The 24,276-nt window shown below is 63.6% G+C and carries 25 protein-coding genes; 9 read left to right on the top strand and 16 right to left on the bottom strand.

Translation table 11 applies throughout. From position 1 onward, the window contains the following. Positions 1-66 precede the first annotated feature (66 nt). From AC3ISR_RS28385 to AC3ISR_RS28355, 7 genes are all read right to left on the bottom strand, one after another. Positions 67-267 (bottom strand): DUF3077 domain-containing protein, encoded by a 201-nt coding sequence (locus tag AC3ISR_RS28385; RefSeq protein ID WP_226454750.1) that lies wholly within the window; start codon positions 265-267, stop codon positions 67-69. 595 nt (positions 268-862) lie between these two features. Continuing rightward, positions 863-1,795 carry a phosphatidate cytidylyltransferase gene (locus AC3ISR_RS28380; RefSeq protein ID WP_192298116.1) on the bottom strand — a complete coding sequence of 311 codons (933 nt, stop codon included), beginning with the start codon at positions 1,793-1,795 and terminating at the stop codon, positions 863-865. A gap of 1 nt (position 1,796) precedes the next feature. After that, entirely contained in the window at positions 1,797-2,417 is a 621-nt protein-coding gene (locus AC3ISR_RS28375) for a lysophospholipid acyltransferase family protein (RefSeq protein WP_226454749.1), read from the bottom strand. A 9-nt stretch (positions 2,418-2,426) separates the two neighbouring features. Then, positions 2,427-2,870, bottom strand: coding sequence for a hypothetical protein (locus tag AC3ISR_RS28370; RefSeq protein ID WP_192298114.1), 444 nt, complete (start codon positions 2,868-2,870; stop codon positions 2,427-2,429). Beyond that, entirely contained in the window at positions 2,860-4,158 is a 1,299-nt protein-coding gene (locus AC3ISR_RS28365; protein WP_489324537.1) for a phosphatase PAP2/dual specificity phosphatase family protein, read from the bottom strand. Before AC3ISR_RS28365 ends, AC3ISR_RS28370 begins: the two co-directional genes overlap by 11 nt. Before the next feature lie 2 nt (positions 4,159-4,160). After that, the gene (locus AC3ISR_RS28360; RefSeq protein ID WP_192298112.1) at positions 4,161-5,909 is read right to left on the bottom strand and encodes a bifunctional alpha/beta hydrolase/class I SAM-dependent methyltransferase; all 1,749 of its coding nucleotides are present in this window, start codon (positions 5,907-5,909) and stop codon (positions 4,161-4,163) included. 10 nt (positions 5,910-5,919) lie between these two features. Further along, positions 5,920-6,540 (bottom strand): CDP-alcohol phosphatidyltransferase family protein, encoded by a 621-nt coding sequence (locus AC3ISR_RS28355; protein WP_489324536.1) that lies wholly within the window; start codon positions 6,538-6,540, stop codon positions 5,920-5,922. Between the two features lie 333 nt (positions 6,541-6,873). Here AC3ISR_RS28355 and hflK (AC3ISR_RS28350) point away from each other — a divergent pair, with 333 nt between their 5' ends. The 8 genes from hflK (AC3ISR_RS28350) to cfaB all read left to right on the top strand — a co-directional run bounded on the left by hflK (AC3ISR_RS28350) (position 6,874) and on the right by cfaB (position 16,016). Further along, positions 6,874-8,778 (top strand): protease modulator HflK, encoded by a 1,905-nt coding sequence (gene hflK, locus AC3ISR_RS28350; protein WP_489324535.1) that lies wholly within the window; start codon positions 6,874-6,876, stop codon positions 8,776-8,778. Positions 8,779-8,787: 9 nt separating this feature from the next. Then, the gene (hflC, locus tag AC3ISR_RS28345) at positions 8,788-9,783 is read left to right on the top strand and encodes a protease modulator HflC (RefSeq protein ID WP_192298251.1); all 996 of its coding nucleotides are present in this window, start codon (positions 8,788-8,790) and stop codon (positions 9,781-9,783) included. After that, positions 9,780-10,814, top strand: a complete 1,035-nt coding sequence (hflK, locus tag AC3ISR_RS28340; protein WP_489324534.1) for a protease modulator HflK — start codon at positions 9,780-9,782, stop codon at positions 10,812-10,814. The genes hflC and hflK (AC3ISR_RS28340) overlap by 4 nt, the downstream gene beginning before the upstream one ends. After that, complete coding sequence (locus tag AC3ISR_RS28335) at positions 10,811-12,697, top strand: cation-translocating P-type ATPase (RefSeq protein WP_192298108.1); 1,887 nt, start codon at positions 10,811-10,813, stop codon at positions 12,695-12,697. Before hflK (AC3ISR_RS28340) ends, AC3ISR_RS28335 begins: the two co-directional genes overlap by 4 nt. 108 nt (positions 12,698-12,805) lie before the next feature. Further along, positions 12,806-13,057 (top strand): BufA2 family periplasmic bufferin-type metallophore, encoded by a 252-nt coding sequence (bufA2, locus tag AC3ISR_RS28330; protein WP_463984018.1) that lies wholly within the window; start codon positions 12,806-12,808, stop codon positions 13,055-13,057. A 60-nt stretch (positions 13,058-13,117) separates the two neighbouring features. Further along, positions 13,118-13,963 carry an MNIO family bufferin maturase gene (bufB, locus tag AC3ISR_RS28325; protein WP_463984017.1) on the top strand — a complete coding sequence of 282 codons (846 nt, stop codon included), beginning with the start codon at positions 13,118-13,120 and terminating at the stop codon, positions 13,961-13,963. Continuing rightward, complete coding sequence (locus AC3ISR_RS28320; protein WP_489324533.1) at positions 13,954-14,742, top strand: HvfC/BufC family peptide modification chaperone; 789 nt, start codon at positions 13,954-13,956, stop codon at positions 14,740-14,742. Before bufB ends, AC3ISR_RS28320 begins: the two co-directional genes overlap by 10 nt. Before the next feature lie 86 nt (positions 14,743-14,828). Next, complete coding sequence (gene cfaB / locus AC3ISR_RS28315; protein WP_489324532.1) at positions 14,829-16,016, top strand: C17 cyclopropane fatty acid synthase CfaB; 1,188 nt, start codon at positions 14,829-14,831, stop codon at positions 16,014-16,016. Here the strand turns inward: cfaB and AC3ISR_RS28310 are convergent. Beyond that, positions 16,004-16,432 (bottom strand): hypothetical protein, encoded by a 429-nt coding sequence (locus AC3ISR_RS28310; RefSeq protein WP_463984014.1) that lies wholly within the window; start codon positions 16,430-16,432, stop codon positions 16,004-16,006. The two genes, cfaB and AC3ISR_RS28310, sit on opposite strands and share 13 nt — an antisense overlap. Before the next feature lie 109 nt (positions 16,433-16,541). Then, positions 16,542-17,981, bottom strand: a complete 1,440-nt coding sequence (gene cls / locus AC3ISR_RS28305) for a cardiolipin synthase (protein ID WP_192298102.1) — start codon at positions 17,979-17,981, stop codon at positions 16,542-16,544. A gap of 130 nt (positions 17,982-18,111) precedes the next feature. On the opposite strand from cls, the gene AC3ISR_RS28300 reads away from it, so the two are divergent. Next, complete coding sequence (locus AC3ISR_RS28300; protein WP_192298101.1) at positions 18,112-18,633, top strand: DUF3617 domain-containing protein; 522 nt, start codon at positions 18,112-18,114, stop codon at positions 18,631-18,633. On the opposite strand, the gene AC3ISR_RS28295 is transcribed toward AC3ISR_RS28300, so the two are convergent. The 7 genes from AC3ISR_RS28295 to folE2 are packed head-to-tail and all read right to left on the bottom strand — an operon-like array spanning position 18,630 to position 24,249. Further along, complete coding sequence (locus AC3ISR_RS28295) at positions 18,630-19,967, bottom strand: dihydroorotase (protein ID WP_192298100.1); 1,338 nt, start codon at positions 19,965-19,967, stop codon at positions 18,630-18,632. The two genes, AC3ISR_RS28300 and AC3ISR_RS28295, sit on opposite strands and share 4 nt — an antisense overlap. Before the next feature lie 3 nt (positions 19,968-19,970). After that, complete coding sequence (locus tag AC3ISR_RS28290) at positions 19,971-20,531, bottom strand: gamma carbonic anhydrase family protein (RefSeq protein ID WP_192298099.1); 561 nt, start codon at positions 20,529-20,531, stop codon at positions 19,971-19,973. Further along, the gene (hisI, locus tag AC3ISR_RS28285; RefSeq protein WP_489324531.1) at positions 20,528-20,941 is read right to left on the bottom strand and encodes a phosphoribosyl-AMP cyclohydrolase; all 414 of its coding nucleotides are present in this window, start codon (positions 20,939-20,941) and stop codon (positions 20,528-20,530) included. Before hisI ends, AC3ISR_RS28290 begins: the two co-directional genes overlap by 4 nt. After that, positions 20,938-21,816 (bottom strand): metal ABC transporter substrate-binding protein, encoded by an 879-nt coding sequence (locus AC3ISR_RS28280; protein WP_192298097.1) that lies wholly within the window; start codon positions 21,814-21,816, stop codon positions 20,938-20,940. The genes hisI and AC3ISR_RS28280 overlap by 4 nt, the downstream gene beginning before the upstream one ends. An 11-nt stretch (positions 21,817-21,827) precedes the next feature. Continuing rightward, complete coding sequence (locus tag AC3ISR_RS28275; RefSeq protein ID WP_192298096.1) at positions 21,828-22,694, bottom strand: metal ABC transporter permease; 867 nt, start codon at positions 22,692-22,694, stop codon at positions 21,828-21,830. Then, positions 22,694-23,362 (bottom strand): metal ABC transporter ATP-binding protein, encoded by a 669-nt coding sequence (locus AC3ISR_RS28270; RefSeq protein ID WP_192298095.1) that lies wholly within the window; start codon positions 23,360-23,362, stop codon positions 22,694-22,696. Before AC3ISR_RS28270 ends, AC3ISR_RS28275 begins: the two co-directional genes overlap by 1 nt. Beyond that, a complete protein-coding gene (folE2, locus tag AC3ISR_RS28265; RefSeq protein WP_192298094.1) occupies positions 23,359-24,249 on the bottom strand; it encodes a GTP cyclohydrolase FolE2 in 891 nt (296 codons plus the stop codon). Before folE2 ends, AC3ISR_RS28270 begins: the two co-directional genes overlap by 4 nt. Positions 24,250-24,276: the final 27 nt, after the last annotated feature.

The raw sequence follows: 24,276 nt of genomic DNA, 5'->3' as shown, positions 1-24,276 counted from the left end.
TATCTTACAGTGTCTTTGATACAAAAGATGACACCGATACGCCGCACTATTTGTGGCGAGGGAATGTTACGAAGGGGTCATACATTCCAGCGAGCGATCCACCATGACTTTGGCCATTTTCGCCAGATAGCTGGCGGCTTTGGGTGAGTCACCTAATGCTTCAGCGCACTGGAGCAGGTCTGAGGCGTAAGCCAGGGCGTCTTCGAAGCTGAGTTCGGGATGGGTGATGAAAAAGGGATGGGGTGGGTCGGGCCTTACTTTGCTCATTGCGTTAACTCCAATGTAGAAAATTGGAGCTGACAGCCATCGCTGCTAAACAATGGGTGGCAGCTGTACGCAGGTTAGCAGGCCGGAACATTGGGAATCCGACGCACCCGAAGGTGCCCTGCGCACAGCCACCATAAAGCGTTGGCAGAAAAAAACGCCATGCTTGAGATGGCGCTTGTGCGCCCAATGTTGAACATTCGAGCTGCTAAACCCGGTCACTGAATGGGCAGTGACGAACGCAGACTAGCTACCGAAAAGGCAGGGCACAAGCGGCTGGGATTCTCTCGGAAATGTCCTGCGAAAGAAAGGGACGCGAGTGGTAGGAGTGCTTGTTTCAGACTTTGCCGCAGAACAAATGCACGCAGGTTTGCTGACGGAGTTTGGCACGATTTGTAAGCCTATAGGCTTACAAATTACCGACCCTTGTAAGCCTGTAGGCATACAAGTTTTTAGGTGTCACCGCAAAGCCTATGTGGGAGCGGGCTTGCTCGCGAAGGCGGTGTGTCAGCCAACCTATCAAGTGGCTGAAACACCGCCTTCGCGAGCAAGCCCGCTCCCACATTTTTGATTTTTGGATGGCTGGAGAATGGTGGACTCAGGTCCACCAGAACCGCACCAGGTGAAAGAAAATCGGCGCGGCAAAACACACCGAGTCCAAGCGATCCAGCATGCCGCCATGCCCCTCGATCATGTGCCCCCAATCCTTCACGCCCCGGTCGCGCTTGATCGCCGACATCACGATGCCGCCAGCAAACCCCAGCAGGTTGATCAACAGCGCGATCAGGAACGACTGCCATGGGTTGAACGGCGTGGTCCACCACAGGGCTGCGCCGATCAGGGATGACAGCAAGATCCCGCCGACAAAGCCTTCCACGGTTTTGGAGGGCGACAGGTTGGGCGCGATCTTGTGTTTGCCGAACAACTTCCCACACACGTACTGGAGCACGTCCGACAGTTGCACCACGATCACCAGGTAGGCGATCAGCAGCAGGTTGCGGCCCTCGTAGCCGGGAATGTCGAGGGTCAGCAGGGCCGGCACGAACGACACGCAGAACACGGCGATCATCAGGCCCCATTGCACCTTCGACGCCCGTTCCAAAAAGTGTGTGCTGTCGCCGCCGAGGGAGGCGAGGATCGGCAGCAGCAGGAACACGTACACCGGGATGAAGATCGAGAACAGCCCGTACCAGTCCGAGTAGATCAGCAGGTATTGCAGCGGCAGCGCCAGGTAGAACGCGGCCACCAGCGCCGGGTAGTCGCTGCGGCGGGTGGGGGTGAGGGTGAGGAATTCGCGCAGGGCGTAGAACGACACCGCGTAGAACAGCAGGATCACCGCCCCGGTGCCGAGCCAGAAGGCGATGCCGATGACCACCACCATCACCCACCAGGCGTTGATGCGTGCGTTGAGGTTGTCGATCACCGCGTTAGGCGTGCCACGGGTGCGCAGCTTGAGGATCAGGCCGATCAGCGAGGCGAGCACCAGGATCGCGCCGATGCCGCCGAACAGCATTATGGTCTGGCTATGCATATCAGGAATGCTCCGGGGCTAGGGCGAGCAGGGCGTCACGGGTGCGGGCGAGGAACGCGGTCTTGTCTTCGCCTTCTTCCAAATGCAACGGCGTGCCGAAGCTGGTGGTGCACAGCAGGGGCAGCGGCAACACGCGACCCTTGGGCATGACCCGGTTGAGGTTGGCTATCCACACAGGTACCAGTTCGGCCTGTGGGTAACTTTTTGCCAAGTGATACAAGCCGCTTTTGAACGGCAGCAGGCCGTCTTCCAGATTGCGCGTGCCTTCGGGAAACAGGATCAACGAGTCGCCGCCTTCCAATGCGGCCAACATCGGCTGCAACGGGTTATCCACAGGGTCCTTGCGCTCGCGGTCGATCAGCACGCCGTTGAACACACGGTTGATGATGTAGCGGCGCAAGGCGCTTTTGCTCCAGTAATCGCTACCGGCCACCGGGCGCGTGAATTTGCGCAGGTTTTGCGGCAATGAGGCCCACAGCAGCACGAAGTCGCCGTGGCTGCTGTGGTTGGCGAAGTAGATGCGTTGCACCGGCACAGGTGCGCAGCCCAGCCACAGGCTGCGGGCGCCGGTAACGGTGCGGGCCATGGAGGTAATCAGCGTGGCGACCACGGGTTCGAACATGGGAATTCCTTATCCGGCGAAAGGCAGCCAGGGGCTGGCGAGGATCACGCCCAGGGTCAGCAGCGTTTGTGCACCCAGCAACCAGGCCTGTTTGCGCAGCAGTTTGAGGGCGCCGCGACGGCGTTCGGTCCAAGGCCGGCCGGCGCGTTTGGGCGCTTGCAGGCCAAGGGTTTGCAGGGCCAGGTCGAGGTCGGCGGTGCGTTCGGTGTCGCGGGCGAGCAGGGCGAACAGGTCGGCATCGAAGGCCACGCGCAGCGCCCAGTACTTTTGCAGCAGCCCAAGGATAATCATCCACAGGCTGAGCAGCAGGCAGATCGGCGTAATGCTGGCCATCAGCAGTTGGGCCAGGCCGAACAACACGCCGAGCAGGGTCAGGCCTGTGGATAACTGATCCAGCGAACGGCCGCGGCGCAGCAGGCTGGCGACGACCTGGAGTTCCATATCAGCGGGCATGGGGCAAACCCTCCAAAGCTTCACGGTGAGCGGGGTGCAGGACCACATCGGCCCGCGCTGTACGAATAATAGTCAGCGCATCCTCCACCGTCGTGGCCCGCCCGCTGTGCAGCAGCCACGCGGCAACCGCCGTCGCGCTGCGCGAATAGCCCAGGGCGCAACACACCAGCAGCGGGCCACTGGCGCGCAGGCGTTCGATGGCCTCGGCGGCGAGCAGGCATTCGGCGGGCGTCGGGGCGATCAGGTCCAGCACGGGGATGGCCTGATAGGCACGGCCCTGTGGATTAATCGGCAATTCGGCGCAGAGATCGACGATGGCCTTGAAGGGCTCCTGCTCGCGGGTCGTGGGAATGCGCCCGAGCCAGACGTTATCCACAATCCGGTCGGGTTGTGGATGTTTGCGTGTCCACAGGCGCGAGTTGATCCACGCCGCCGCCAGATAAGGCGCATACAGCCAGCGCGCGGCCGGTGTCAGTCGACCATCGGCGCGCTTCTGGAAGCCTGCGGCGCCCAGCACGAAGTAGTTCGCCTTGATCAAGGCCAGGGACACCGCCGGCCACAGTAGCCACAGCCAGCCGCCGCCCAGGGCCAACGCAAGCACCGCCAGCAGCAACGCGCCCAGGCCGTAACGCACGCCCAGCCGCCAGCGCTTGGGGTCCCGCGTCAGCCGCGCATTCAGCAGCGGGCTCGGATGTTCCACCGGCCATAGCCACACGCAGATCCAGCCGGCGAGGGCGCCTGTGGGTAAGTCGATAAAGTGATGTTGATAAGTGGTCAGCACCGAAAGACCGATCAACGCGAACCAGCCGTGTACCAGCCAGCGCCAGACACCCTGGGTGTGGCGCTGGTACATGACCCACAGGATCACCAGCAGCGCGATGTGCAGCGACGGCGCCTGGTTGAACGGTTTGTCGAACCCGGCCAGCACGGCAAACAGCCAGCCGAACACGCCATCCAGTTCGGGCCGCTCGAAGGTGAACCGCAGCGGCCAGATCAGGAAGCAACTCACGGCAATCACCTGCGCACTCAACAGCCGCAGCGCATGTTGCTTCAGTTCATGCCGGCTGTTGGGCAGCAACAGGGAGAACCCGTAAAGCAGGTCGATGGACCAGTAGGGCACGATGGTCCACGCCAGGAAGGGCATGTGGGTTTCCCAGTCGAACACCAACGTGCCGACGTCGCTGCGCTGGCTGGTGACCCAGGTGGCGAAGCCGTAGGTGCTGAAGAACAGCGGCGCCAACAGCAGCAGCCAGAGGACGGCGGGCTTGAGCAGACCGGGTTCGCGCATGTTCAGATCTTCTGTGCCACGGACACGGTGAAAATGCCCCATTCGTCCACCCGCTGGGTGATCTTGCGAAAGCCCGCCGCCTCGACCAGTTGATCCATCTCCGCCTGGCTGCGCCGGCGCATTACCCAGGCCTGGCCCTGGCGGTGGCTGGTCAGCGCACGAGCGATCAGCTCCAGTTGCGGGTGCCATGGCTGGCCGGTGTAGACCAGATAACCGCCGGGCTCTACCGCTTCAGCCAGCCCGGCCAGCGAGCCGCCGACCATGGCGTTGTCGGCAAACAATTCGTACAACCCGGACACCACCGCCAGCGTCGGCTTGGGCGCCAGCGCGGCCAGGTCCGTACGGTCAAATGCATCGCCTTTGACGAATTGGGCAATGTCGCCCAGGCCCTTCTCGCGAATCAGCGCGCCACCGTCACGCACATTGATGTCGCTGTAGTCGCGCAGCAGGATCGACTCCGGCAGCGGCGAAACGCCCTGCAAGGCTTCCAGAATGTAGCGACCGTGGCCGGCGGCGATGTCGACGATGCGTACTTCGCGATCATCGGCACGCAACTTGGCCATGGCCAGGCGCAGCAGTTCCTCGACGTTCAGCTTGCGCTGGCGGATGCCGCGCCAGCCGATGGAGTTGAGGTAGTTGGTGTCGATCATCCGCCCCAGCCCGCCCTTGCCGGTGGGCTTGTTGCGGTACACGTAGTCCAGGGTGCTGCCGGAGTCGAAACCGGTGTCGAAGCCCAGCTTGACCCCGTCCGACAGGTTCTTGCCCAGGCCCATGCTGGCGCGGGTCAGGCGCCAGTACAGGTCGCGCAGGGAGTTGCGCGGCAACGGCGCGGCGAGGGCTTCGGATTCGGCGCAGGTGGCGCCGATCTTGTCGGCGTCGAGCAGCGAGGCGCGGTCCAGCGGGTGTTCGAAGTTCTGCAGGATAAAGCGCTTGGCGCTGCTCACGGCGGTGGCGCGGTCGCGTTCGCCGAGGGTGTCGTGGAAGAAACCGGGGAGGATGTGCAGCTCTTTTTTCAGGCTGCCGAGGCGGTCGAAAAATTGCTGCTGGGGTTTGCGGTGCACCACGAAGTCCGAGCCGGACACGAGTAATTGGGTCGGCACCTGGATCGCCTGGGCATCGGCCACAACCCGGTCGGCCGCTTCGTACAGGCCGAGCAGCACATTTACCGAGATCGCCTTGGTGATCAGCGGGTCGCTGTCGTAGGACGCCACGCGCTCGGGGTCATGGCTGAGGAACTTGGCCTTGACGTAGCTGTTGACGAAAAAGTTGCCGCGAAACTTGCGCATCAGCGCCAGGCCCGGCCGGGCGAACGGCACGTAGAGCTTGACCTTGAACGCCGGCGAGGCGAGCACCAGCGCGCGGATCTTTGGCGCGTAGTCATGCACCCAGGTGGCCGCGATCACCGCGCCGACGCTTTGGGCGATGACGGCGAAGTTCTCTTCCTCGATGCCATAGGTGGCGCCGATGTGGTCGCAGAAGGTTTGCACGTCGCGGGCGCTGGTGGCGAAGCTGGGGCTGTCGCCGCGTTCGCCGGGAGACTGGCCGTGGCCACGGGCATCCCAGGCGAAGAAGTCGAAGTGTGGCAGGTCCAGTTCATCGACCAGATGGGCAATGCGCCCCGAATGCTCATGGCCGCGATGGAACAACACGATGGCCTTGCGTGGCCCGTCGCCCGCGGTGGCCGGCCAGTGCCGGTAGAACAGCTCGACGCCATCGTGGGTACTGAAGGTGTGTGCTTGTTGTTCGCGCATCGCAAAATCCTTATGCAGAAGGGGAGTCTTGTTGTTCTTTGAGGCCTTGGCGTACCCGGTTGACCAGGGTGTAGGCAAGCAGGGCGGCGACCAGCCACATCACCCCATCCACCCAGCTGGCGCCGAGCCAACCCAGCGCTACACCAGTGGCCAGCACGCCGAGCACAAACGCCCGATCGCTCTTGCCCATCGGCCCGTCGTAGCGCCGCGATGCGCCCACCATCGGCCCGAGCACCCCGGCGTATTCGCTGAACACCGCCAGCAACGCCACCAGCAGCACCGGCGCCAGGCTCACGCCGGGAATCAATGCAAACGGCAGGATCAGCGCGCTGTCGGCAATCACGTCGCACAACTCATTGAGGTAGGCACCCAGGCGCGACTGCTGGCCGAATTCCCGGGCGAGCACGCCGTCGATGGCGTTGAGGGCCATGCGCAGGATCATCCACAGCGGGATCAGCGCAAACAGCCACAGGTGTTGGGCGAAGCTGGCGATCAGCAGGCCGACCAGCAGGGAAACCACGCCGGCCAGCACGGTGATCTGGTTGGCGGTGGTGCCGTTGTCGTAGAGGCGCTGCACGAGGGGGCGCAGCAGGTTTTGAAAACGCGGTTTGAGCTGATAGATCGAAATCATGGGAGGTGACGCTTCCTTGTCCGTGAGCCCGCGAAAAACTGGCTTGGAGTGTGCCGCTTAATCCTGGCCTGTACCAGTGATGGCGCGTGTTTATGGGGGTTTAGTCACGCTCCCGAGCACAACGAGGTATAGAAGTGGAAACGATCAATGTGGGAGCTGGCTTGCCTGCGATTGAATCACCTCGGTTTTGCTGGAAGACCTTGTTGGCAGCATCGCAGGCAAGCCAGCTCCCACAGGGAATCGGTGGTTGGGTTTGAAAGCGACATTCACCGGACAAAAATTTCACGCCCCGTGTTATATCGTAACCAATTGTGTGCAAGCGGACGTAAGTGGATGCAAGTGGATCTAGAGGCTGACGGCGCTTCGGTGGAAGGCCTGCCGCGTTTTCAGCAGGGGCTGTTCCATGCCCGTCGATTGCGCCAGGCCGGGATCAGCCTGACGGCGGTGGCGCTGTGCGGGTGGGTACTGGCGCTGTTCGTCGCGCTGTTCGCGCCGCTGTCGATCTGGCCGGTGGTGTTGATCAACTGTGCGTCGGCGTTGCTGTTGCTGGTGGCCGGTTTGCAGTCGGCGTGGTGGGTGGCCGATTGGCGCGCCCAGGCGCTGGAAGAACCTGCGGCGCAAGTGCCGGTTGAGGACACCAGCCGCTACGCCCGCTTCACCGAGCGCTTCGCCCAGCAGATCGGTACGCCGGTGGTGTGGCTCGGCGGTTGGTCGCTGCTGGCGCTGGTCAGTGTCGTCGAGTTCTGGAACCTGGCCCTGCCCGCTGCAGCAGTCGGTCAATCCGCCAGCATCGGTGCCGCGTTGGCACTGGCCTTGGCGTTTGGCCTGCTGGTGTTCGAACGCCGCCTCGCCCAGGAAACCGCCGTGCAATGGCCGGAAGCCGCGCAGCTGGCGCAGTTGAGCCGGGTGGCGATTATCTGCCTGGTGCTCAGTGGAATTTGCCTGCTGTTCGCCAGTGCCGAAGCGGTCTGGCCGTTGCGGCTCGCGGTACTGATCGGCGGGCTACCCGCGCTGGTCGCCATCGAGTTTCTGCTCAGGGCCATCCTTTCGCTGTTCAGTCCGCGCCAACCACGCCTCGAACCGCGGCTGATGGCGCAAAGCGTTATCGCCGGGCTGCTGCGCTGGCCACCGCAACCCTTGCTCGCCTTGCAGCACGAATTGCACAACCGCTTCGGCATCGACCTGCGCCAGATCTGGGCGTTTACCTACATCCGCCGCGCATTTCTGCCGGTGTTGCTGGTGGTGCTGGCGGTAGGCTGGGCGCTTTCTGGTGTGCACGAAGTGCCCCTGCAAGGTCGTGGGATTTATGAGCGCTTCGGCAAGCCGGTGGAGGTGTTCGGCCCTGGCCTGCATGCCGGTCTGCCCTGGCCGCTGGGCCGCGTGATCAGTGTGGAAAACGGCGTGGTGCATGAACTCGCCACCAGCGTCAGTGAGGCCGCCGCCCCGGAGCTGGCCGCCGCTGAAGGCCCGGCGCCGCTGATCGCCAACCGCCTGTGGGACGCCAGCCACGTGAATGACAAATCCCAGGTCATCGCCAGCAGCAGCGGCGACAAGCAGGGCTTCCAGATCGTCAACATGGACGTGCGTTTCGTCTACCGCATCGGCCTCAACGACCACGCCGCGCTGGCCGCCACCTACAACAGCGCGGATGTGCCGACCCTGATCCGCAGCACCGCCAGCCGCATCCTGGTCCACGACTTTGCCTCGCGCACCCTTGACGAATTGCTCGGCGAGCAACGCACCAGCCTCGCCGACGAGATCGGCCGCGCCGTGCAGGCCGATCTGCATCACCTCGACAGCGGCGTGGAAATCCTCGCCACGGTGGTGGAAGCGATCCACCCACCGGCCGGCGCCGCTAATGCCTATCACGGCGTGCAAGCTGCGCAGATCGGCGCACAGGCGCTGATCTCCCGCGAACGCGGCGCCGCCAGCGAACAAACCAACCTGGCCCTGTTGCAAGCCAGCAGCGCCCGTGACCAGGCCACGGCCACCGCGCGCGAAGTGAATGCCGGTGCCCAAGCGGCCGACCTGCGTTTCGCCGCCGAACAAAAGGCCTACGCCAGCGCGGGCAAAGCCTTCGTGCTGGAACAGTACCTCGGCCAACTGAGCCAGGGCCTGGCCCACGCCAAGCTGTTGATTCTGGATCATCGCCTGGGCGCCGACAGTGCGCCGACGATCGATCTGCGTTCTTTTTCCTTGCCGGCCGATCCGTCGCTGCCGCGCAAAGCCGTTCAATAAGGAGTCGGTCTGTTGAGCGCTCATTCTCACGATCACGGTCATCATCATGGCCATCACCACCACCACCATCATCATGGCGACGAACCCGCCGCCGGCCCGTTCCCATGGCGGCGCATGGCCTGGGCGGTGCTGCTGGTGCTGTTTGCGGTCGCGGCCGCGAGCCTGGTGCAAGTGCGCTCCGGCGAAGCCACGGTGATTACCCGTTTCGGCAACCCGGCGCGGGTGCTGCTGGAGCCGGGCCTGGGCTGGCGCTGGCCGGCGCCGTTCGAAGCGGCGATCCCGGTGGACCTGCGCTTGCGCACCACCTCCAGCGGCTTGCAGGACGTGGGCACCCGCGATGGCCTGCGCATCATCGTGCAGGCGTACGTGGCGTGGCAGGTGCAGGGCGATGCCGACAACGTGCAGCGCTTTATGCGCGCCGTGCAGAACCAGCCGGATGAAGCGGCGCGGCAGATTCGTACCTTTGTCGGTTCGGCGCTGGAAACCACCGCAGCCAGCTTTGACCTGTCGAGCTTGATCAATACCGATGCCAGCCAAGTGCGCATTGCTGATTTTGAAGCGCAGTTGCGCCAACAGATTGATCAACAATTGCTCACCACCTACGGCGTGCGCGTGGCCCAAGTCGGTATCGAACGGCTGACCTTGCCGTCGGTGACGCTCACCGCCACCGTCGACCGCATGCGCGCCGAGCGTGAAACCATCGCCACCGAGCGCACGGCCGTGGGCAAGCGTGAAGCGGCGCAGATCCGCTCCGCCGCCGAGCGTGACGCGCGCATCGTGCAGGCCGATGCCACGGTCAAAGCCGCCGACATCGAGGCGCAATCGCGGGTCGAAGCCGCGCAGATCTACGGCCGTGCCTACGCCGGTAATCCGCAGCTGTATAACCTGCTGCGTTCGCTGGACACCTTGGGCACCGTGGTTTCGCCAGGCACCAGGATTATCCTGCGCACCGACGCGGCGCCGTTCCGCGCCCTGGTGGACGGGCCGAAGGACGTCCAGCCATGACCGAGCGTGACAGCCCGGACAGCCCATGGGTCCAGGCCGGGCGCCTGACGTTCCTGGCGCTGTACGCGGTGACCGTATTGGCCGCGTTGGCCTGGGCGTTTTCCAATGTGCGCCAGATCGACCCGCAGAACCGTGCCGTGGTGTTGCACTTCGGCGCCCTCGACCGTATCCAGAATGCCGGGCTGTTGCTGGCCTGGCCGCAGCCGTTCGAGCAAGTGGTGCTGTTGCCCGCGGCCGACCGCGTGATCGAGCGCCGGGTCGAGAACCTGTTGCGCTCCGAGGCGGCGACCCAGGCTGACCGCGTGGCCAGTTTCGCCACGCCATTGAGTGATGCGCTGGCCGGCTCCGGTTACCTGCTGACCGGCGATGCCGGGGTGGTGCAGCTGGATGTGCGGGTGTTCTACAAAGTCACCGAGCCCTATGCCTTTGTGCTCCAGGGCGGGCATGTGCTGCCAGCGCTGGATCGACTGGTGACGCGCAGCGCCGTGGCCCTTACGGCGGCGCGGGACCTGGACACGATCCTGGTGGCGCGCCCCGAGCTGATCGGCACCGACAACGGCGCCGCCGAACGTCGCGAACGGCTGCGTGGCGATCTGGTGCAAGGCATCAATAAACGCCTGGCGGAGTTGACCTCCAGCGGTTTGGGCCTGGGCATCGAAGTCACCCGGGTGGATGTGCAATCGAGCCTGCCGGGCCCGGCGGTGAATGCTTTCAACGCAGTGTTGACCGCCAGCCAGCAGGCCGACAAAGCCGTGGCCAACGCCCGCACCGACGCAGAAAAACTCACCCAGGCCGCCAACCAGCAGGCCGACCGCGTGGTGCAAGTCGCCCACGCCCAGACCAGCGAACGCTTGGCCAATGCCCGGGCGCAAACCGCCACCGTCGCCAGCCTGGCCCAGGTCAAAGACCCTGGCTTGCTGCTGCGCCTGTACCGCGAACGCCTGCCGAAGATTCTCGGCCAGGCCGGTTCCGTGACCACAGTCGATCCGAAAGACGACTCCCGTTTGATCATTCAGGGAGCCGAACAATGAGCGCACCCATGCTGACCTCCGCCGAGCAGCGCAGTGCTGCGCGGCAATTGACCCTGGCCATGCTGGCCCTCGGTTTGCTGGTGCTGGGCCTGGCGTGGCGCTGGCTGGCGCCGGATCAAAGCGGGGTCAGCCAGTTGCTGCTGGGGGTTGCCTCGCTGTTGGTGGCCGTGCCGGTGATGCGTTCGGCGTGGTACAGCCTGCGCTTTCCGAGCCTGCATGGGATCACCGACCAACTGATCGCCCTGGCCATGCTTGGGGCCTGGGCCACTGGAGATCTGCTGACGGCCGCACTGTTGCCGATCATCATGATCTTCGGCCACGTGCTCGAAGAACGCAGCGTGATCGGCTCCCAGGAGGCGATCCACGCCCTGGGCAAACTGACCCGCAGCCATGCGCGGCTGGTGCAGGCCGATGGCAGCATCGTCGAGGTGGATAACGGCACGCTGCACACCGGCGATATTGTCGAAGTGCGCGCCGGCGACCGTGTGCCCGCCGATGGCGTGGTGCTGTCGGGCCAGGCGAGCCTGGACACCGCGCCGATTACCGGCGAGTCGGTGCCGCTGGAAGCGAGTGCCGGCGTGCAGGTGTTTGGCGGCGCGATCAACCTCGACGGCTTGCTGCGCCTGGAAGTGACGCGCACCGGGCATGAATCCACGTTGGGCAAAGTCATCGCGCTGATGCAGAACGCCGAGCGCTCCAAACCGCCGATCACGCGGCTGCTGGAGCGCTATGCCGGCAGCTATATGGTGTTGGTGCTGCTGCTGGCGGCGGTCACCTGGTTTGTCACCAACGACGCGCAGGCGATGCTGGCGGTGCTGGTGGCGGCGTGTCCGTGTGCGTTGGTGCTGTCGGCGCCGGCCACGGCGATTGCCGGGATCGCGGTCGCGGCGCGGCATGGGATTTTGATTCGCAGCTCGGCGTTTCTGGAGGAGCTGGCGGACCTGACCTCGTTGGTGGTCGACAAGACCGGCACCCTGACCTATGGCACCCTGCGCCTGCAATCCATCGAGACCACTGCGCCGGATCGGCAACGGTTGCTGAACCTGGCCGCCAGCCTCGGCTCGGCCAGCAGCCACCCGGTCAGCCGCGCGTTGGCGGGCTTGGCGACGCAGGAACAATTGCCGGGGCTGACCGATATTCGTGAACGCCAGGGCCTGGGCGTGGTGGCGCAGACCGCGCAGGGCGAAGCGGCTCTGGGGCGGCCGGAGTTGTTCGAACAGCTGGGCATCGTCACCACACCGGTGCCGACTCACGACGGCCCGATTGCCGGGTTGGCGCTGGATGGCCAGTTCCTCGCCTGGCTGCTGCTGGCCGACCGCGTCAAACCGGAAGCGCGCCAGGCGCTGCAAGAGTTGCGCGACCTGGGCCTGGGCCGCCAACTGCTGCTGACCGGCGACCGTCAGAGCGTGGCCGACAGCCTGGCGCTGGACGTGGGCATCAGCGACGTCCAAGCCCAGGCGCTGCCGGAAGACAAGCTCAACCGCGTGCTGGGTGAGATCGGCAGCGGCTTTCGCCCGATGGTGGTGGGCGACGGCATCAACGATTCCCTGGCGCTCAAGGCCGGTGTGGTCGGCGTGGCCATGGGGGCAGGCGGCGCCGACATCGCGCTGGCCTCGGCGGACGTGGTGCTGATCGGCAGCGACCTGCGGCGCCTGGGCACCTGTGTGCGCTTGAGTCGCCAGTGCCGGCAGACGTTGCAGGTCAACGTGATCATCGGCCTGGGCTGGACGCTGGCGATCGTGGTGTTCGCCGCGTTTGGCTGGCTGGGCGCTGCCGGGGCGATGATCGCTGCGGTGTTGCATAACCTCAGCACCTTGCTGGTACTGGGCAACGCCGGGCGTTTGCTGCGTTTTCAGGAGCCGTTGTTGACGCTCGAAGAATAAATTTCGAGCTTGTTGTAACGCCAGCCGGGCACCTCTCTCTAGTGGTGTGTCGAGACCGCACATTCCGTTCGGACCGACACCCCTACTGATCTTTTGAGGACTACGACAATGAACTTCAAGAAGGCCTTTTCCGGTGCTGCCCTGGCTATCGCTGCCGCCACTATGTTTGCCGGTGTCGCCACCCAGGCTCAAGCCGCCGACGCGACTGTGCACTGCTACGGCGTGACTTCCTGCAAAGGCATGAACGACTGCAAGACCGCGGAAAACGCCTGTAAAGGCCAGGCCGTCTGCAAGGGCCACGGTTTCAAGGCCATGACCAAGGCCGCGTGTGATGCGGCGGGCGGTAAAGTCGGCGAGTAAACGAGCGCACCCGCAGCGGTTGCCGTCCACCGCTGCGGACACTTTGCCCAGGAGTGTCTTATGTCCACTTCCCTTGCGAGCCTCGGTTACGGCCTGGGTCTGCGCAACCAGTACTACCAACAGATCCTTGAACAGTCGCCGGCCGTGGATTGGTTCGAAGTGATCTCCGAGAATTATCTGGTGCAAGGCGGCAAGGCCTTGTACTACCTGGACGCGATCGCCGAGCGTTATCCGTTGGTGATGCACGGTGTGTCCCTGTCCATCGGCGGGCCCCACGCCCTCGATCTCGATTACCTGAAACAGATCAAGCAACTGGCCGAGCGTATCCAGCCGGCGTGGGTGTCCGATCACCTGTGCTGGAGCCGCGGCAGCGCGCACCAGTTGCATGACCTGTTGCCGCTGCCTTACACCGAAGAGAGTCTCTACCACGTCGCCGCCCGCGTGCGCCAAGTGCAGGATGTGTTGCAGCGTCCGCTGGTACTGGAAAATGTCTCCAGCTATGTGCGCGCCCAGGCGGATGAGTTGACCGAGTGGGAATTCCTCAATGCCCTGGCCCACATGTCGGGCTGCCAGTTGTTGCTGGACGTGAACAATGTGTATGTCAGCTCGCGTAACCATGGCTTTGACGCGTGGACGTTTATTCGCAACCTGCCGCCGCAGAGTATCCGGCAATTGCACCTGGCCGGGCATATGGACTACGGCGACTATGTGGTCGATACCCATGATCATCCGGTGTGCGATCCGGTATGGGCGCTGTATCAGCAGACTCTGCAGCACTTGGGGCCGGTTTCGACGCTGTTGGAGCGCGACGACCATTTCCCGCCGTTCGAAGAACTGCTCACCGAGCTGGGCAAGGCCCGTGAACTGGGGGCCAGCGCCCTGGCCGGGAGGCCGCTATGCGCCTGACCGAATGGCAATTGGCCTTTGAGCAGCACCTGCTTGCCGACACTTCAGTCGCCGACACCGGCTTCGCCGCCACGTTGCTGGGCGGGCCGAGCCTGGACGTAGACACGGGCCTGGCGATTTATCACAACGCCTATCGTGCGCGGTTGCACGAAGTGTTGCGCCATGACTTCGGCGCAATCTGGTATTGGCTGGGGGATGAGGAGTTTGCGTTGCTCGCCGAGGCCTACGTACGGCGCTATCCATCGGCCCATTACAGCCTGCGTTGGTTTGGCGAGCGTTTTGCCGCGTTTATCGTCGAGCACTTGGTGGCCGAACAGAGTGCGCCACTGGCCGAGCTGGCGCGTTTGGAATGGGCGTTCACCCTGGCGTTCGATGCGCCCCAGGGCGAACCGCTGAGCCTGAATACGATGGCGCTGCTGCCACCTGAGGATTGGCCGGATCTGCGCGTCAGCCTGGCGCCTTCGGTGCAACAGCTGATTTGCCACTTCAATAGCGTGGCGATCTGGCGTGCGAGCAAGGATCAAGCGGATTTCCCTGGCAGCCAAGCCTTGGACACGGCGCACATCTGCCTGGTGTGGCGCCACCAGAATGTGTGCCGCTATCGCAGCCTGGAACCGGCCGAAGCGTGCGCCTTGGCGGGGATGGTGAGCACCGGCTGGAGCTTTTCCGAGCTGTGCGGCGAGTTGGCTGTCACCTACTCGGAGGGCGCGCCGCTACAGGCTGTTACATGGTTGAAACAGTGGGTCGAGGAGGGCTTGCTCGAGCGCCGGGCGCCATAGCGACGGACTATCAGATCGATAGCCTCCTACTTGTCTTGGGATGGTCTACCCTCTTTTCAGACGTCTGAAACAAGGGGGGACTACTCATGCTCGCGCAACTTCCACCGGCCTTACAGAATCTTCAGCTGCCGCTGCGTCTTCGACTCTGGGATGGCCATGAATTCAACTTGGGCCCCGAGCCCAGTGTGACCATCGTGGTGAAGGACCCCACGGTCGTGCCGAAACTGACCCATCCGACGCTCGACCTGTTGGGCGAAGCTTTTATCGAGGGCAAACTAGAGCTGGAAGGCTCCATCAGCGAAGTGATCCGGGTATGCGATGAGTTGAGTTCTGCCCTGGTCGACGATGACGAGGGCACCCGCCCGGTGCGCTCGATCCACGATAAGGCTACAGACGCGGCGGCGATTTCCTACCATTACGACCTGTCCAACGCGTTCTACCAGCTGTGGCTGGACCAGGACATGGCGTACTCCTGCGGTTATTTCGAAACCGGCAGCGAATCTATCGATCAGGCCCAGCAAGACAAATTCCGCCACCTGTGCCGCAAGTTGCGCTTGCAGCCGGGCGAGTACTTGCTCGACGTCGGCTGTGGCTGGGGCGGGCTTGCGCGGTTTGCGGCGCGGGAGTTCGGGGTCAAGGTATTTGGCATCACCCTGAGCAAAGAGCAACTGGAACTGGCCCGCGAGCGGGTGAGCGCCGAAGGCCTGGCGGACCAGGTCGACCTGCAACTGCTCGATTACCGCGACCTGCCCCAGGACGGGCGTTTCGACAAAGTGGTCAGCGTGGGCATGTTTGAACACGTCGGCCACGCCAACCTGGCGCAGTACTGCCAGACCCTGTTTGGCGCGGTGCGCGAAGGCGGCTTGGTGATGAACCACGGCATCACCGCCAAGCACACCGACGGCCGCCCGGTGGGGCGCGGCGCCGGCGAGTTTATCGAGCGGTATGTGTTCCCCAATGGCGAGTTGCCGCATTTGGCGATGATGACCGCCGAGCTTAGTGAGACCGGGCTGGAAGTGGTCGATGTCGAAAGCCTGCGCTTGCACTACGCACGCACGCTGGACCATTGGAGCGAGCGCCTGGAGGACAACCTGGAGGCCGCGGCGAAGATGGTGCCGGAGCAGGCGTTGCGGATCTGGCGGTTGTACCTGGCCGGGTGCGCCTATGCGTTTGCCCGGGGCTGGATAAATCTGCATCAAATCCTTGCACTCAAGCCCCATGCAGATGGCAGCCATGAACTGCCTTGGACGCGTGACGATATTTATCGAGGGTGAGGGATGTTTTCCCAGGTCAATGTTGTCGGGTCTTCCACGGTGTTTTTGTAACGGTGGAAGACGCCGTGCTGTTTGGCTGGGTTTTGATCGTTTTGTATATACAGCTGCTGGGTAAATACGTTGGTTGCCTGGCTGAAGGTTAAATCATGGCGAGCCAGGTATGCGCCCCAGTCGGTGGACGGCAGTGAGATAAAAGATATTCCCCAGCGTGGATCGCTCATATCGCCGACGATCACGAAGACGCCCCAATGGCGTTCGCCGGGTGAGAGGATCAGGTAGATGCCATTGTCGTAGAGATAGACCGCTGCCCGGTCGAAGGGCTTGTCTGGGTACAGCACTTTGTAGTGCAAATACAGGATGTCGGTTGGCTTGCCGATCTCCACGACGATCGAGGGGGCGGTTTGGGTGGCTTTCATGAAGGGCTCCAATTGTCATAAGTGACAGGTTGAAGCCTAGAGCAGGGGAGGCTGGAGAAGACGCCGTTTGTCGTATCGAGACATTTTCCAGGCCAATTGCCGCTGTCACTTACAAAATGGGCGAAATCAGCCGCGCCACGCGCATGCCCAATTGTTGCAGGCGCCGAGTCTCGCGGCTTTCTTCCTGGCTGACCTCGTGAGCCAGGGCAAAGTCGTCCAGCAGCATCCGTTCCACTTCATGGGCGAAGGCTTCATCCACCGTCAGCAACATCACTTCAAAATTCAGCCGGAATGAACGGTTGTCCATATTCGCACTGCCGATGGCGCTGATTTCGCTGTCCACCAACACCACCTTCTGATGCAGAAAACCCGGCGTGTAGCGGAACACACGCACGCCGGCGCGTACCGCTTCGATCGCATACAGGCTGGAGGCCGCGTAGACGATGCGGTGGTCGGGGCGCGACGGCAGCAGCAGGCGCACGTCGACGCCGCGCAATACCGCCAGGCGCAGGGCGGCGAACACCGCTTCGTCGGGGATGAAGTACGGGCTGGTGATCCACACGCGTTCGGTGGCGGCGTGGATGGCCTCGACGAAGAACAGCGAGCAGGTTTCATACGGGTCGGCCGGGCCGCTGGCGAGCAGTTGGCAAAGCACGCCGTCTTCCGGGTAGGTGTCCGGCAGGATCAATGGCGGCAGTTCCCGTGCGGCCCAGAACCAGTCTTCGGCAAACGACTCCTGCATGCACGCCACCACCGGGCCGGTGACCTGCACGTGGGTATCGCGCCAGGGTGCCAGCGGCGGCTTTTGGCCGAGGTATTCATCGCCGACGTTATGCCCGCCGACAAACCCGGTGACACCGTCCACCACCACGATCTTGCGATGGTTGCGGAAGTTGACCTGGAAGCGATTGAGCCAGCCGCTGCGGGTGGCGAAGGCCTTGACCTGTACCCCGGCGTCACGCAGGGATTGCACATAGCGGTGGGGCAAGGCGTGGCTGCCGATGCGGTCGTACAGCACGTAAATGGCTACGCCCTGAGCGGACTTTTCCTTCAATAGAGCGTGCAACTGCCTGCCAAGCTCGTCGTCATGAATGATGAAGAACTGGAACAGCACCGCCGTTTTTGCCTGGCGGATGGCGTCGAAAATCGCGCTGAAGGTGGCGTCGCCATTGATCAACAAGCGCACTTCGTTGTTGGCCAGGCACGGCATGCGTCCCAGTTTGGGCATGGCGCGCAGCGAGGCGTAGGCGCTGGAGTTGCGCGCGGCGAGGGCTTCCTCGACCCACGGGCGCCAGTTCAGCTCGGTGATGGCGGTGTGCATTTCCTGGTTGGCCTGGCGGCGTGCCTGGATGTAGGCGTCGAAGGTGCTGCGGCCAAAGATCAGGTAGGGGATCAGCGTGAGATAAGGCATGAACATCAGCGACAAGGCCCAGGCGATCGAGCCTTGCGCGGTCCGGACGGTCAGCACCGCGTGGAGCGCGGCGAGGGTCCCGAGAAAGTGCAGCGTGGCGATGACGTAGGCGAGCAGGTGTGGGCCAAAGAAATCCATGGACGACGTTACTCCAGACAATCCAATGCCTAACAGACCATGTCTGGTGCCGAATGTCGCTATTTTCTTTGCCGTGCAACACTGACCGCTTTGCGGCGTCTAACGCCCACAATTACCCAGGAGTTACCCGATGAATGCACGTCTGCTCTGCTTAGCCATGGTTGTTGGTTTGTCGCTGCCGGTGGCAGCACAGGCGCAGATGCTGGCGCCAGGCTTGTGGGAATTGACCACCAGCAATATGAAAGTCGATAACCAGGAGCTGCCGGACTTGTCGCTGATCCTCGGTCAGCTCAAGCAACAGATGACCCCCGAACAGCGCGCCATGCTGGAAAAGCAGGGCATCACCATGGCCGGCAAAGGCGTGCAGGTGTGCCTGACTCCGGCGCAGGTCGCCTCGGATTCGATCCCCCTGACCGACCCGCAATCGGGCTGCAAGCAGCAAGTGACCGACAAGACCGGCAACCAGTGGAAGTTCCGCTTCAGTTGCCCGAAAGCCCAGGGCACTGGCGTGGCGACCTTCCAGAGCCAGAAGGAATTCACCACCACCGTCAATGGCACCTTCAATGCTACCGGCATCCAGCAGAAGGGCAGCCTGGACAGCCACGCACAGTGGCTGGGCAACGATTGCGGTACGGTCAAACCCCGCGCTTAACGCAAAAAGTGCAGGGGCAAGCCCTGGCAGCTGTCGACCACCTGGCCGTTGTGCCACGCCAGGTGGCCCGAGACCAGGGTGGTGCTGACGCTGTGGCGAAAGCTGCGCCCGGCGAAGGGCGTCCAGCCGCAGCGGCCAAGGATCGCTTGGCTGCTCACCGGCTTGCCGGCAGGTTCGGGCTGGATCAACACCAGGTCGGCCCAATAACCTTCACGCAGGTAGCCGCGATCGGGGATGGCAAACAGGTCGGCCACGCGATGACTGGTCTTCGCCACCAGGGTGGTCAGGGGCAGATGCCCATCGGCCACCAACTCCAATAACGCCGGCAGTGCATGCTGCACCAGGGGCAAACCCGACGGCGCCTCACGATACCCCAACTGTTTTTGCGCCCAGGTATGCGGCGCATGGTCAGTGCCGATCACATCCAGACGTTCACTCAACAAGGCCAGGCGCAGCGCGTCACGGTCGGCGCGGGTCTTGATCGCCGGGTTGCATTTGATCTGGTGGCCAAGGCGGTGATAGTCGCGGTCGTCGAACAGCAAGTGGTGGATGCAGACTTCAGCGCTAATGCGCTTTTCCGACAGCGGTTTGTCTTCGAACAACGCCAGCTCACGGGCGCTGGTCAGGTGCAGCACATGCAGGCGGGTGCCGTGGCGCTTGGCCAATTCCACCGCAAAGGACGACGAGCGATAGCAGGCATGCGCATCGCGGATCAGCGCGTGGGCGACGGCGGGGATGTGCTCGCCAAAGCGCTCGCGCAGGCGCTGTTCGTTGGCCAGGATGCTTGGCGTGTGTTCGCAGTGGGCCAGCAGGAGGGTCGGTACTTCGGCAAACAGGCGCTCGAGGATACGCGGATCGTCCACCAGCATATTGCCGGTGGAGGCACCCATGAACACTTTGACGCCGGCCACTTCACGCGGGTCGAGGGCGGCGACGGTGTCGAGGTTGTCGTTGCTTACGCCGAAGTGAAAGGCGTAATTGGCCACCGAGTGCAGCGCGGCGCGGCGTTTTTTATCGGCCAGGGCCTCAAGGGTGAGGGTGGCCGGGTTGGTGTTGGGCATGTCCATGAAGCTGGTGATACCGCCGGCCACCGCCGCGCGGGATTCACTGTAGAAACTGCCTTTGTCCGGCGCGCCGGGTTCGCGAAAGTGCACCTGGTCATCGATCATGCCCGGCAGCAGCCACTGGCCCTGGGCATCGATGGCCACGGGCGCGTTGCAGCCTTCGATGCTGCCGGCGATTTTCTCGATGCGGCCATTGGCGATCAGCACATCGGCGTCGAATTGCTGGCCTTCATTCACCAGGCGGGCGTTGCGGATCAGCAGGCGGCTCATGGCTCAGAACTCGTTTTGCAGGGCTTTGTAGCCGCGCACCAGGTCGACGTTGGTGCGCGCGACGTCTTCGGAAAATTCCGAGGCGCTGACGCTCACCGGCGGAAACTGCGACAGGTCGGTGTTGGGCCCGATGCGGGTGGTGGAGGGTACGTAGAACGTGTCGGGCAAGTCGCGACCGTCGACCACCGAGTTGTGGCGCACCACGCAGCCATCGCCCACGGCGCAGTTGAACAGCACGCTGTTGAAGCCGATGAACACGCGGTCGCCGACGGTGCAGGGGCCGTGGACGATGGAGCGGTGGGCGATGGAGGTGAACTCGCCGATGGTCACGGCGGCGCCGGACTTGGAGTGGATCACCACGCCGTCCTGGATGTTGGAGTTGGCGCCGATGGTGATCGGGTCCATGGCGCCGCTGGCGTCGACCTCGTCGGCGCGGATCACGGCGTAGGGGCCGACGAAGACGTTCTCACCGATGATCACCTTGCCGCAGATGATGGCGGTCTTGTCGACGTAGGCCGATTCGGCAATCACTGGCAGATCACCGGAAGGGTTTTTGCGGATCATGCTGAGGGCTCCGTGATGATGTGGATGAGGTCGCCGTCGATAGCGTTGTAGAAGCAACTGGGTCGACCGGTGTGACAGGCCGGGCCTTGTTGATCGACGATCAGCAGCACGGCATCGCCGTCGCAGTCCAGGCGCGCTTGCACCAACTGTTGCCTGTGGCCGGAAGATTCGCCTTTGCGCCACAGCCGCCGGCGCGAGCGTGACCAGTAGCAGACCTGGCCGGTGGCGAGGGTTTCGTCGAGGGCCTGGCGGTTCATCCAGGCCAGCATCAGCACTTCGCCGCTGCCGTATTGCTGGGCGATGGCCGCGATCAGGCCGTCGCTGTTCCACGCTAGCGCATCGAGCACCTGATCGAGTGGAAAGCGGCTGCCGAGGGCAGCCCCTTCCAGGTCGAGCATGCGCAGGCTCATGGCTTGCCCAGGGCGGCGCACAGGGTGTCGAGGTTGTATTCGAACAGCCCGGTGAAGGTGCTGGCCGGGCCTTCGGCGGCGAGGGCGTCGGAGTACAGCGTGCCGCCGATCTGCGCGCCGCTTTCGTCAGCGATCTGCTTGAGCAGGCGCGAGTCCTTGATGTTTTCCATGAACACGGCCTTGACCTTGTCTTTGCGGATCTGGGTAATCAGCGCGGCAACTTCGGCGGCGGATGGCTCACGTTCGGTGGACAGGCCTTGGGGCGCGAGGAACTGAATCCCGTAGGCCTGGCCCAGGTAGCCGAAGGCGTCGTGGGAGGTGACGATGCGGCGGTTGCCGGCTGGCAGCGCGCCGAACTTGGCCTTGGCTTCGGCGAGCAGGCGGTAGATTTCTTTCAGGTAGGTTTGGCTGTTGCGCTGGTAGTCGGCTTTGTTGGCCGGGTCGGCGGCGATCAGGGCCTTGGTGATGTTGTTCACATAGATTTCAGCGTTGGCCAGGTTGTGCCAGGCGTGCGGGTCGGGGATGGTTTCGCCGTCTTCGTCCATGGTGTGGGAAATCACGCCTTTGCTGGCGGTCACTACGGTGGCTTTGGTTTCGGTGCTGGTCACCAGGCGGTCCAGCCACGGCTCGAAGCCCAGGCCGTTCTTGATGATGATCTTGGCCTTGAGCAGCGCCTTGGCGTCGTCCGGTGACGGCTCGTAGGTGTGGGCATCGGCGTCCGGGCCGACCATGTTGCTGATCTGGATGTGCTCGCCACCGATCTGGTGGGTGATGTCATCGAGAATACTGAAGCTGGTGACCACCTGGAGTTTGTCGGCCGCCTGGGCCATCGACAGCGGCAGCAGAAGGCTGAACAGTACGAGTAAAGCGCGCATCGGGAAACACCTCATTGGGATGACAGCAAGGGCGGGCGGCGCAGCAGGCCGTGCACCGGACCGAAGACCACGGACAGCAGATACCCGGCGCCAGCCACCAGCACGATGGCCGGGCCGCTGGGCAACGAGTAGTAGAACGACAGCAACAAGCCAAGCCACACCGACAGGCATCCCAGCACCGCCGATACCGCGATCAACACCGGCAGGCGCCGGCTCCAGAAACGTGAAGCAATGGCCGGCAACATCATCAGGCCCACCACCATCAAGGCGCCGATGGCCTGGAAACCGATGACCAGGTTCAGCACCACCAGCGTGAGGAACAGCCCGTGGGCGAGTGGGCCGAGGCGGCTGACGGTTTGCAGGAACAGCGGGTCGAGGGTGTCCAGCAGTAGCGGTTTGTAGATCGCCGCCATGGCGATCAGGCTGAAGCCTGTGACCCAGAGCATGCCGGTGAGGGTGGTCTGATCCACCGCCAGGGCGGAGCCGAACAGCAGGTGCAGCAGGTCCAGGCGTTTGCCCGCCAGACCGAGGATGAGCACACCGGCGGCCAGGGAGATGGGGTAGATGGCGGCGAGGCTGGCGTCTTCGCGCAGGCCGGTGCGGCGGGTGATCCACGCGGACAGGCCAGCCATGCTCAGCCCGGCGCCGAGGCCGCCGATCGTCAACGCGGGTAGGCTGAGGCCGGCGAACCAGAAACCAAGGGCCGCGCCGGGCAGGATGCCGTGGGCCACGGCGTCACCGATCAGGCTCATGCGCCGCAGGATCAGGAACACACCGAGCGGCGCGGTGCTGCAGGCGAGGACGAGCCCGCCGAGCAGTGCGCGGCGCATGAATACGAAGTCGACGAAGGGCATCCACAGGTGGGCGGCGAGGTGCATCAGGCCACCTGCATATGCGCTTGGGGGCGGATCAGGGTTTTGCTGTCGCCGAACACGCAGCCGCTGCTTTTGATTTGCACCACGTGCTGGGTGTGTTGGCGCACGGAGGCCAGGTCGTGACAGACCACGATCAGCGTGCGGCCCGCAGCGTGCCAGGCGTGGATGTGTTTCCAGCATAGTGCCTGGCCGTCTTCGTCGAGGGCGGCGTGGGGTTCGTCGAGCAGCAGGATGGGCGCTTCGGCGAGGCTCATGCGGGCAAGCAGGGCGCGCTGCAATTCGCCGCCGGACAACGCCATCAACGGGCGCTGTTGCAGGCCGCTGAGGCACCAGTCTTCCAGGACCGCCTCAAGGCGTTGGCTGCGTTGTTGCGGGGTGAGCTGCGAGCCCCAGAAGCCGGCGGCGACCAGCTCTTGCAGGCTGATGGGGAACTGGCGGTCGAGGTGTTGTTGCTGCGGCAGGAACGACAGGCCACCGCGCCGTGGAACCTCCACGCTGACTTTGCCCGCCAGCGGTTTTTGCAGGCCGGCGATGACTTTGAGCAGGCTGCTTTTGCCGGTGCCGTTGGCGCCGATGATCCCGGTGAGGCTGCCTTTTTCCAGGGTGAGGTCCAGGGCGGGAGTCAGCGGCTGGCCTGGGGCGCCCCAACGTAATGCGGTGCAGGTAATCATGCGGGGTGTCTCGTCCAGCGGCTTTCAGCCACGGCATCGTGCGCGTGCAGGCTTTCGGCATGGATCACTTTCAGGTGGAAGGCTTTGACGGCATCCGAGCGTTTCAAGGCGAGGTTCAGGCGGCGTGCGGCGTCTTCGCAGAACATCAGGTTCTGCCCGTTGGCCAGGGCGAAGGCTTGTTCGTCCGCACGTTTTACGGCGGTTTGCACAGCGGTGCCGAGGGCGGCTTCGGCGCTGTCGATCAGGTCGGTGAAGGGCAGTTGATCGCCTTGCAGATGGATGTGCAGTTGCGCGCTGCTGCGCTGGCTATGGGGTGTGGCGACGATGCCGTTGGCGCTGCCGAGCCAGGTCAGTAGGTCTTCGTGCTTGAGCGGGGCGTTGCCGAAATCCTCAAGAAATTGCTGCTGAATCAACTGCCTGGCGAGGGCGGCGGAGCAGGGGCAGGTTGAGGAGTAAGTAACGTCAATTTTTAGTTCCACGTGGAACATCTGGTTTTCCAGGCGCGCTTCGATGCTTACCGGGTAGCCTTTCCAGCCCGCCAGCGGGCTGACCAATGCCGGGCGTTTGAGCAGCAAATCGCTGTGGATGCGCAGGTAGGCGTTCTTAGATAAACCTTCATGTGTGTCGAGGAAACGCTGCAGTACATTACGCAGAAGTGCCGGCGTAAGGGGCTGCTGCTCAAGCATCTCCAGCGCCAGGTACAGACGTGACATATGAATGCCACGGGCCTCGCCATCGTCCAGGCTGACGCCGGCATCCGCGCTGGCGGTGAGGCGTTGGCCGTCGACGAGGATCGGCAGGGCGATGCCGCACATGCCGACCCAGTCGAGTGGCACGGCTTGGCGTGAAGCCTGCGCGGCAATATCCGGCAGAGTCAGCGCATTCATGGGCAGGTCCATCGTTGGAAGTAAAAA

The organism is Pseudomonas sp. GL_117 (assembly GCF_057835125.1).
This window is presented reverse-complemented; position numbering and strand designations above follow the sequence as displayed.

Coding starts and splice junctions, on each gene's coding strand:
- AC3ISR_RS28385 (WP_226454750.1), bottom strand. CDS start 267: ATGAGCAAAGTAAGGCCCGACCCACCCCATCCCTTTTTCATCACCCAT.
- AC3ISR_RS28380 (WP_192298116.1), bottom strand. CDS start 1,795: ATGCATAGCCAGACCATAATGCTGTTCGGCGGCATCGGCGCGATCCTG.
- AC3ISR_RS28375 (WP_226454749.1), bottom strand. CDS start 2,417: ATGTTCGAACCCGTGGTCGCCACGCTGATTACCTCCATGGCCCGCACC.
- AC3ISR_RS28370 (WP_192298114.1), bottom strand. CDS start 2,870: ATGCCCGCTGATATGGAACTCCAGGTCGTCGCCAGCCTGCTGCGCCGC.
- AC3ISR_RS28365 (WP_489324537.1), bottom strand. CDS start 4,158: ATGCGCGAACCCGGTCTGCTCAAGCCCGCCGTCCTCTGGCTGCTGCTG.
- AC3ISR_RS28360 (WP_192298112.1), bottom strand. CDS start 5,909: ATGCGCGAACAACAAGCACACACCTTCAGTACCCACGATGGCGTCGAG.
- AC3ISR_RS28355 (WP_489324536.1), bottom strand. CDS start 6,540: ATGATTTCGATCTATCAGCTCAAACCGCGTTTTCAAAACCTGCTGCGC.
- hflK (WP_489324535.1), top strand. CDS start 6,874: ATGCAAGTGGATCTAGAGGCTGACGGCGCTTCGGTGGAAGGCCTGCCG.
- hflK (WP_489324534.1), top strand. CDS start 9,780: ATGACCGAGCGTGACAGCCCGGACAGCCCATGGGTCCAGGCCGGGCGC.
- AC3ISR_RS28335 (WP_192298108.1), top strand. CDS start 10,811: ATGAGCGCACCCATGCTGACCTCCGCCGAGCAGCGCAGTGCTGCGCGG.
- bufA2 (WP_463984018.1), top strand. CDS start 12,806: ATGAACTTCAAGAAGGCCTTTTCCGGTGCTGCCCTGGCTATCGCTGCC.
- bufB (WP_463984017.1), top strand. CDS start 13,118: ATGTCCACTTCCCTTGCGAGCCTCGGTTACGGCCTGGGTCTGCGCAAC.
- AC3ISR_RS28320 (WP_489324533.1), top strand. CDS start 13,954: ATGCGCCTGACCGAATGGCAATTGGCCTTTGAGCAGCACCTGCTTGCC.
- cfaB (WP_489324532.1), top strand. CDS start 14,829: ATGCTCGCGCAACTTCCACCGGCCTTACAGAATCTTCAGCTGCCGCTG.
- AC3ISR_RS28310 (WP_463984014.1), bottom strand. CDS start 16,432: ATGAAAGCCACCCAAACCGCCCCCTCGATCGTCGTGGAGATCGGCAAG.
- cls (WP_192298102.1), bottom strand. CDS start 17,981: ATGGATTTCTTTGGCCCACACCTGCTCGCCTACGTCATCGCCACGCTG.
- AC3ISR_RS28300 (WP_192298101.1), top strand. CDS start 18,112: ATGAATGCACGTCTGCTCTGCTTAGCCATGGTTGTTGGTTTGTCGCTG.
- AC3ISR_RS28295 (WP_192298100.1), bottom strand. CDS start 19,967: ATGAGCCGCCTGCTGATCCGCAACGCCCGCCTGGTGAATGAAGGCCAG.
- AC3ISR_RS28290 (WP_192298099.1), bottom strand. CDS start 20,531: ATGATCCGCAAAAACCCTTCCGGTGATCTGCCAGTGATTGCCGAATCG.
- hisI (WP_489324531.1), bottom strand. CDS start 20,941: ATGAGCCTGCGCATGCTCGACCTGGAAGGGGCTGCCCTCGGCAGCCGC.
- AC3ISR_RS28280 (WP_192298097.1), bottom strand. CDS start 21,816: ATGCGCGCTTTACTCGTACTGTTCAGCCTTCTGCTGCCGCTGTCGATG.
- AC3ISR_RS28275 (WP_192298096.1), bottom strand. CDS start 22,694: ATGCACCTCGCCGCCCACCTGTGGATGCCCTTCGTCGACTTCGTATTC.
- AC3ISR_RS28270 (WP_192298095.1), bottom strand. CDS start 23,362: ATGATTACCTGCACCGCATTACGTTGGGGCGCCCCAGGCCAGCCGCTG.
- folE2 (WP_192298094.1), bottom strand. CDS start 24,249: ATGAATGCGCTGACTCTGCCGGATATTGCCGCGCAGGCTTCACGCCAA.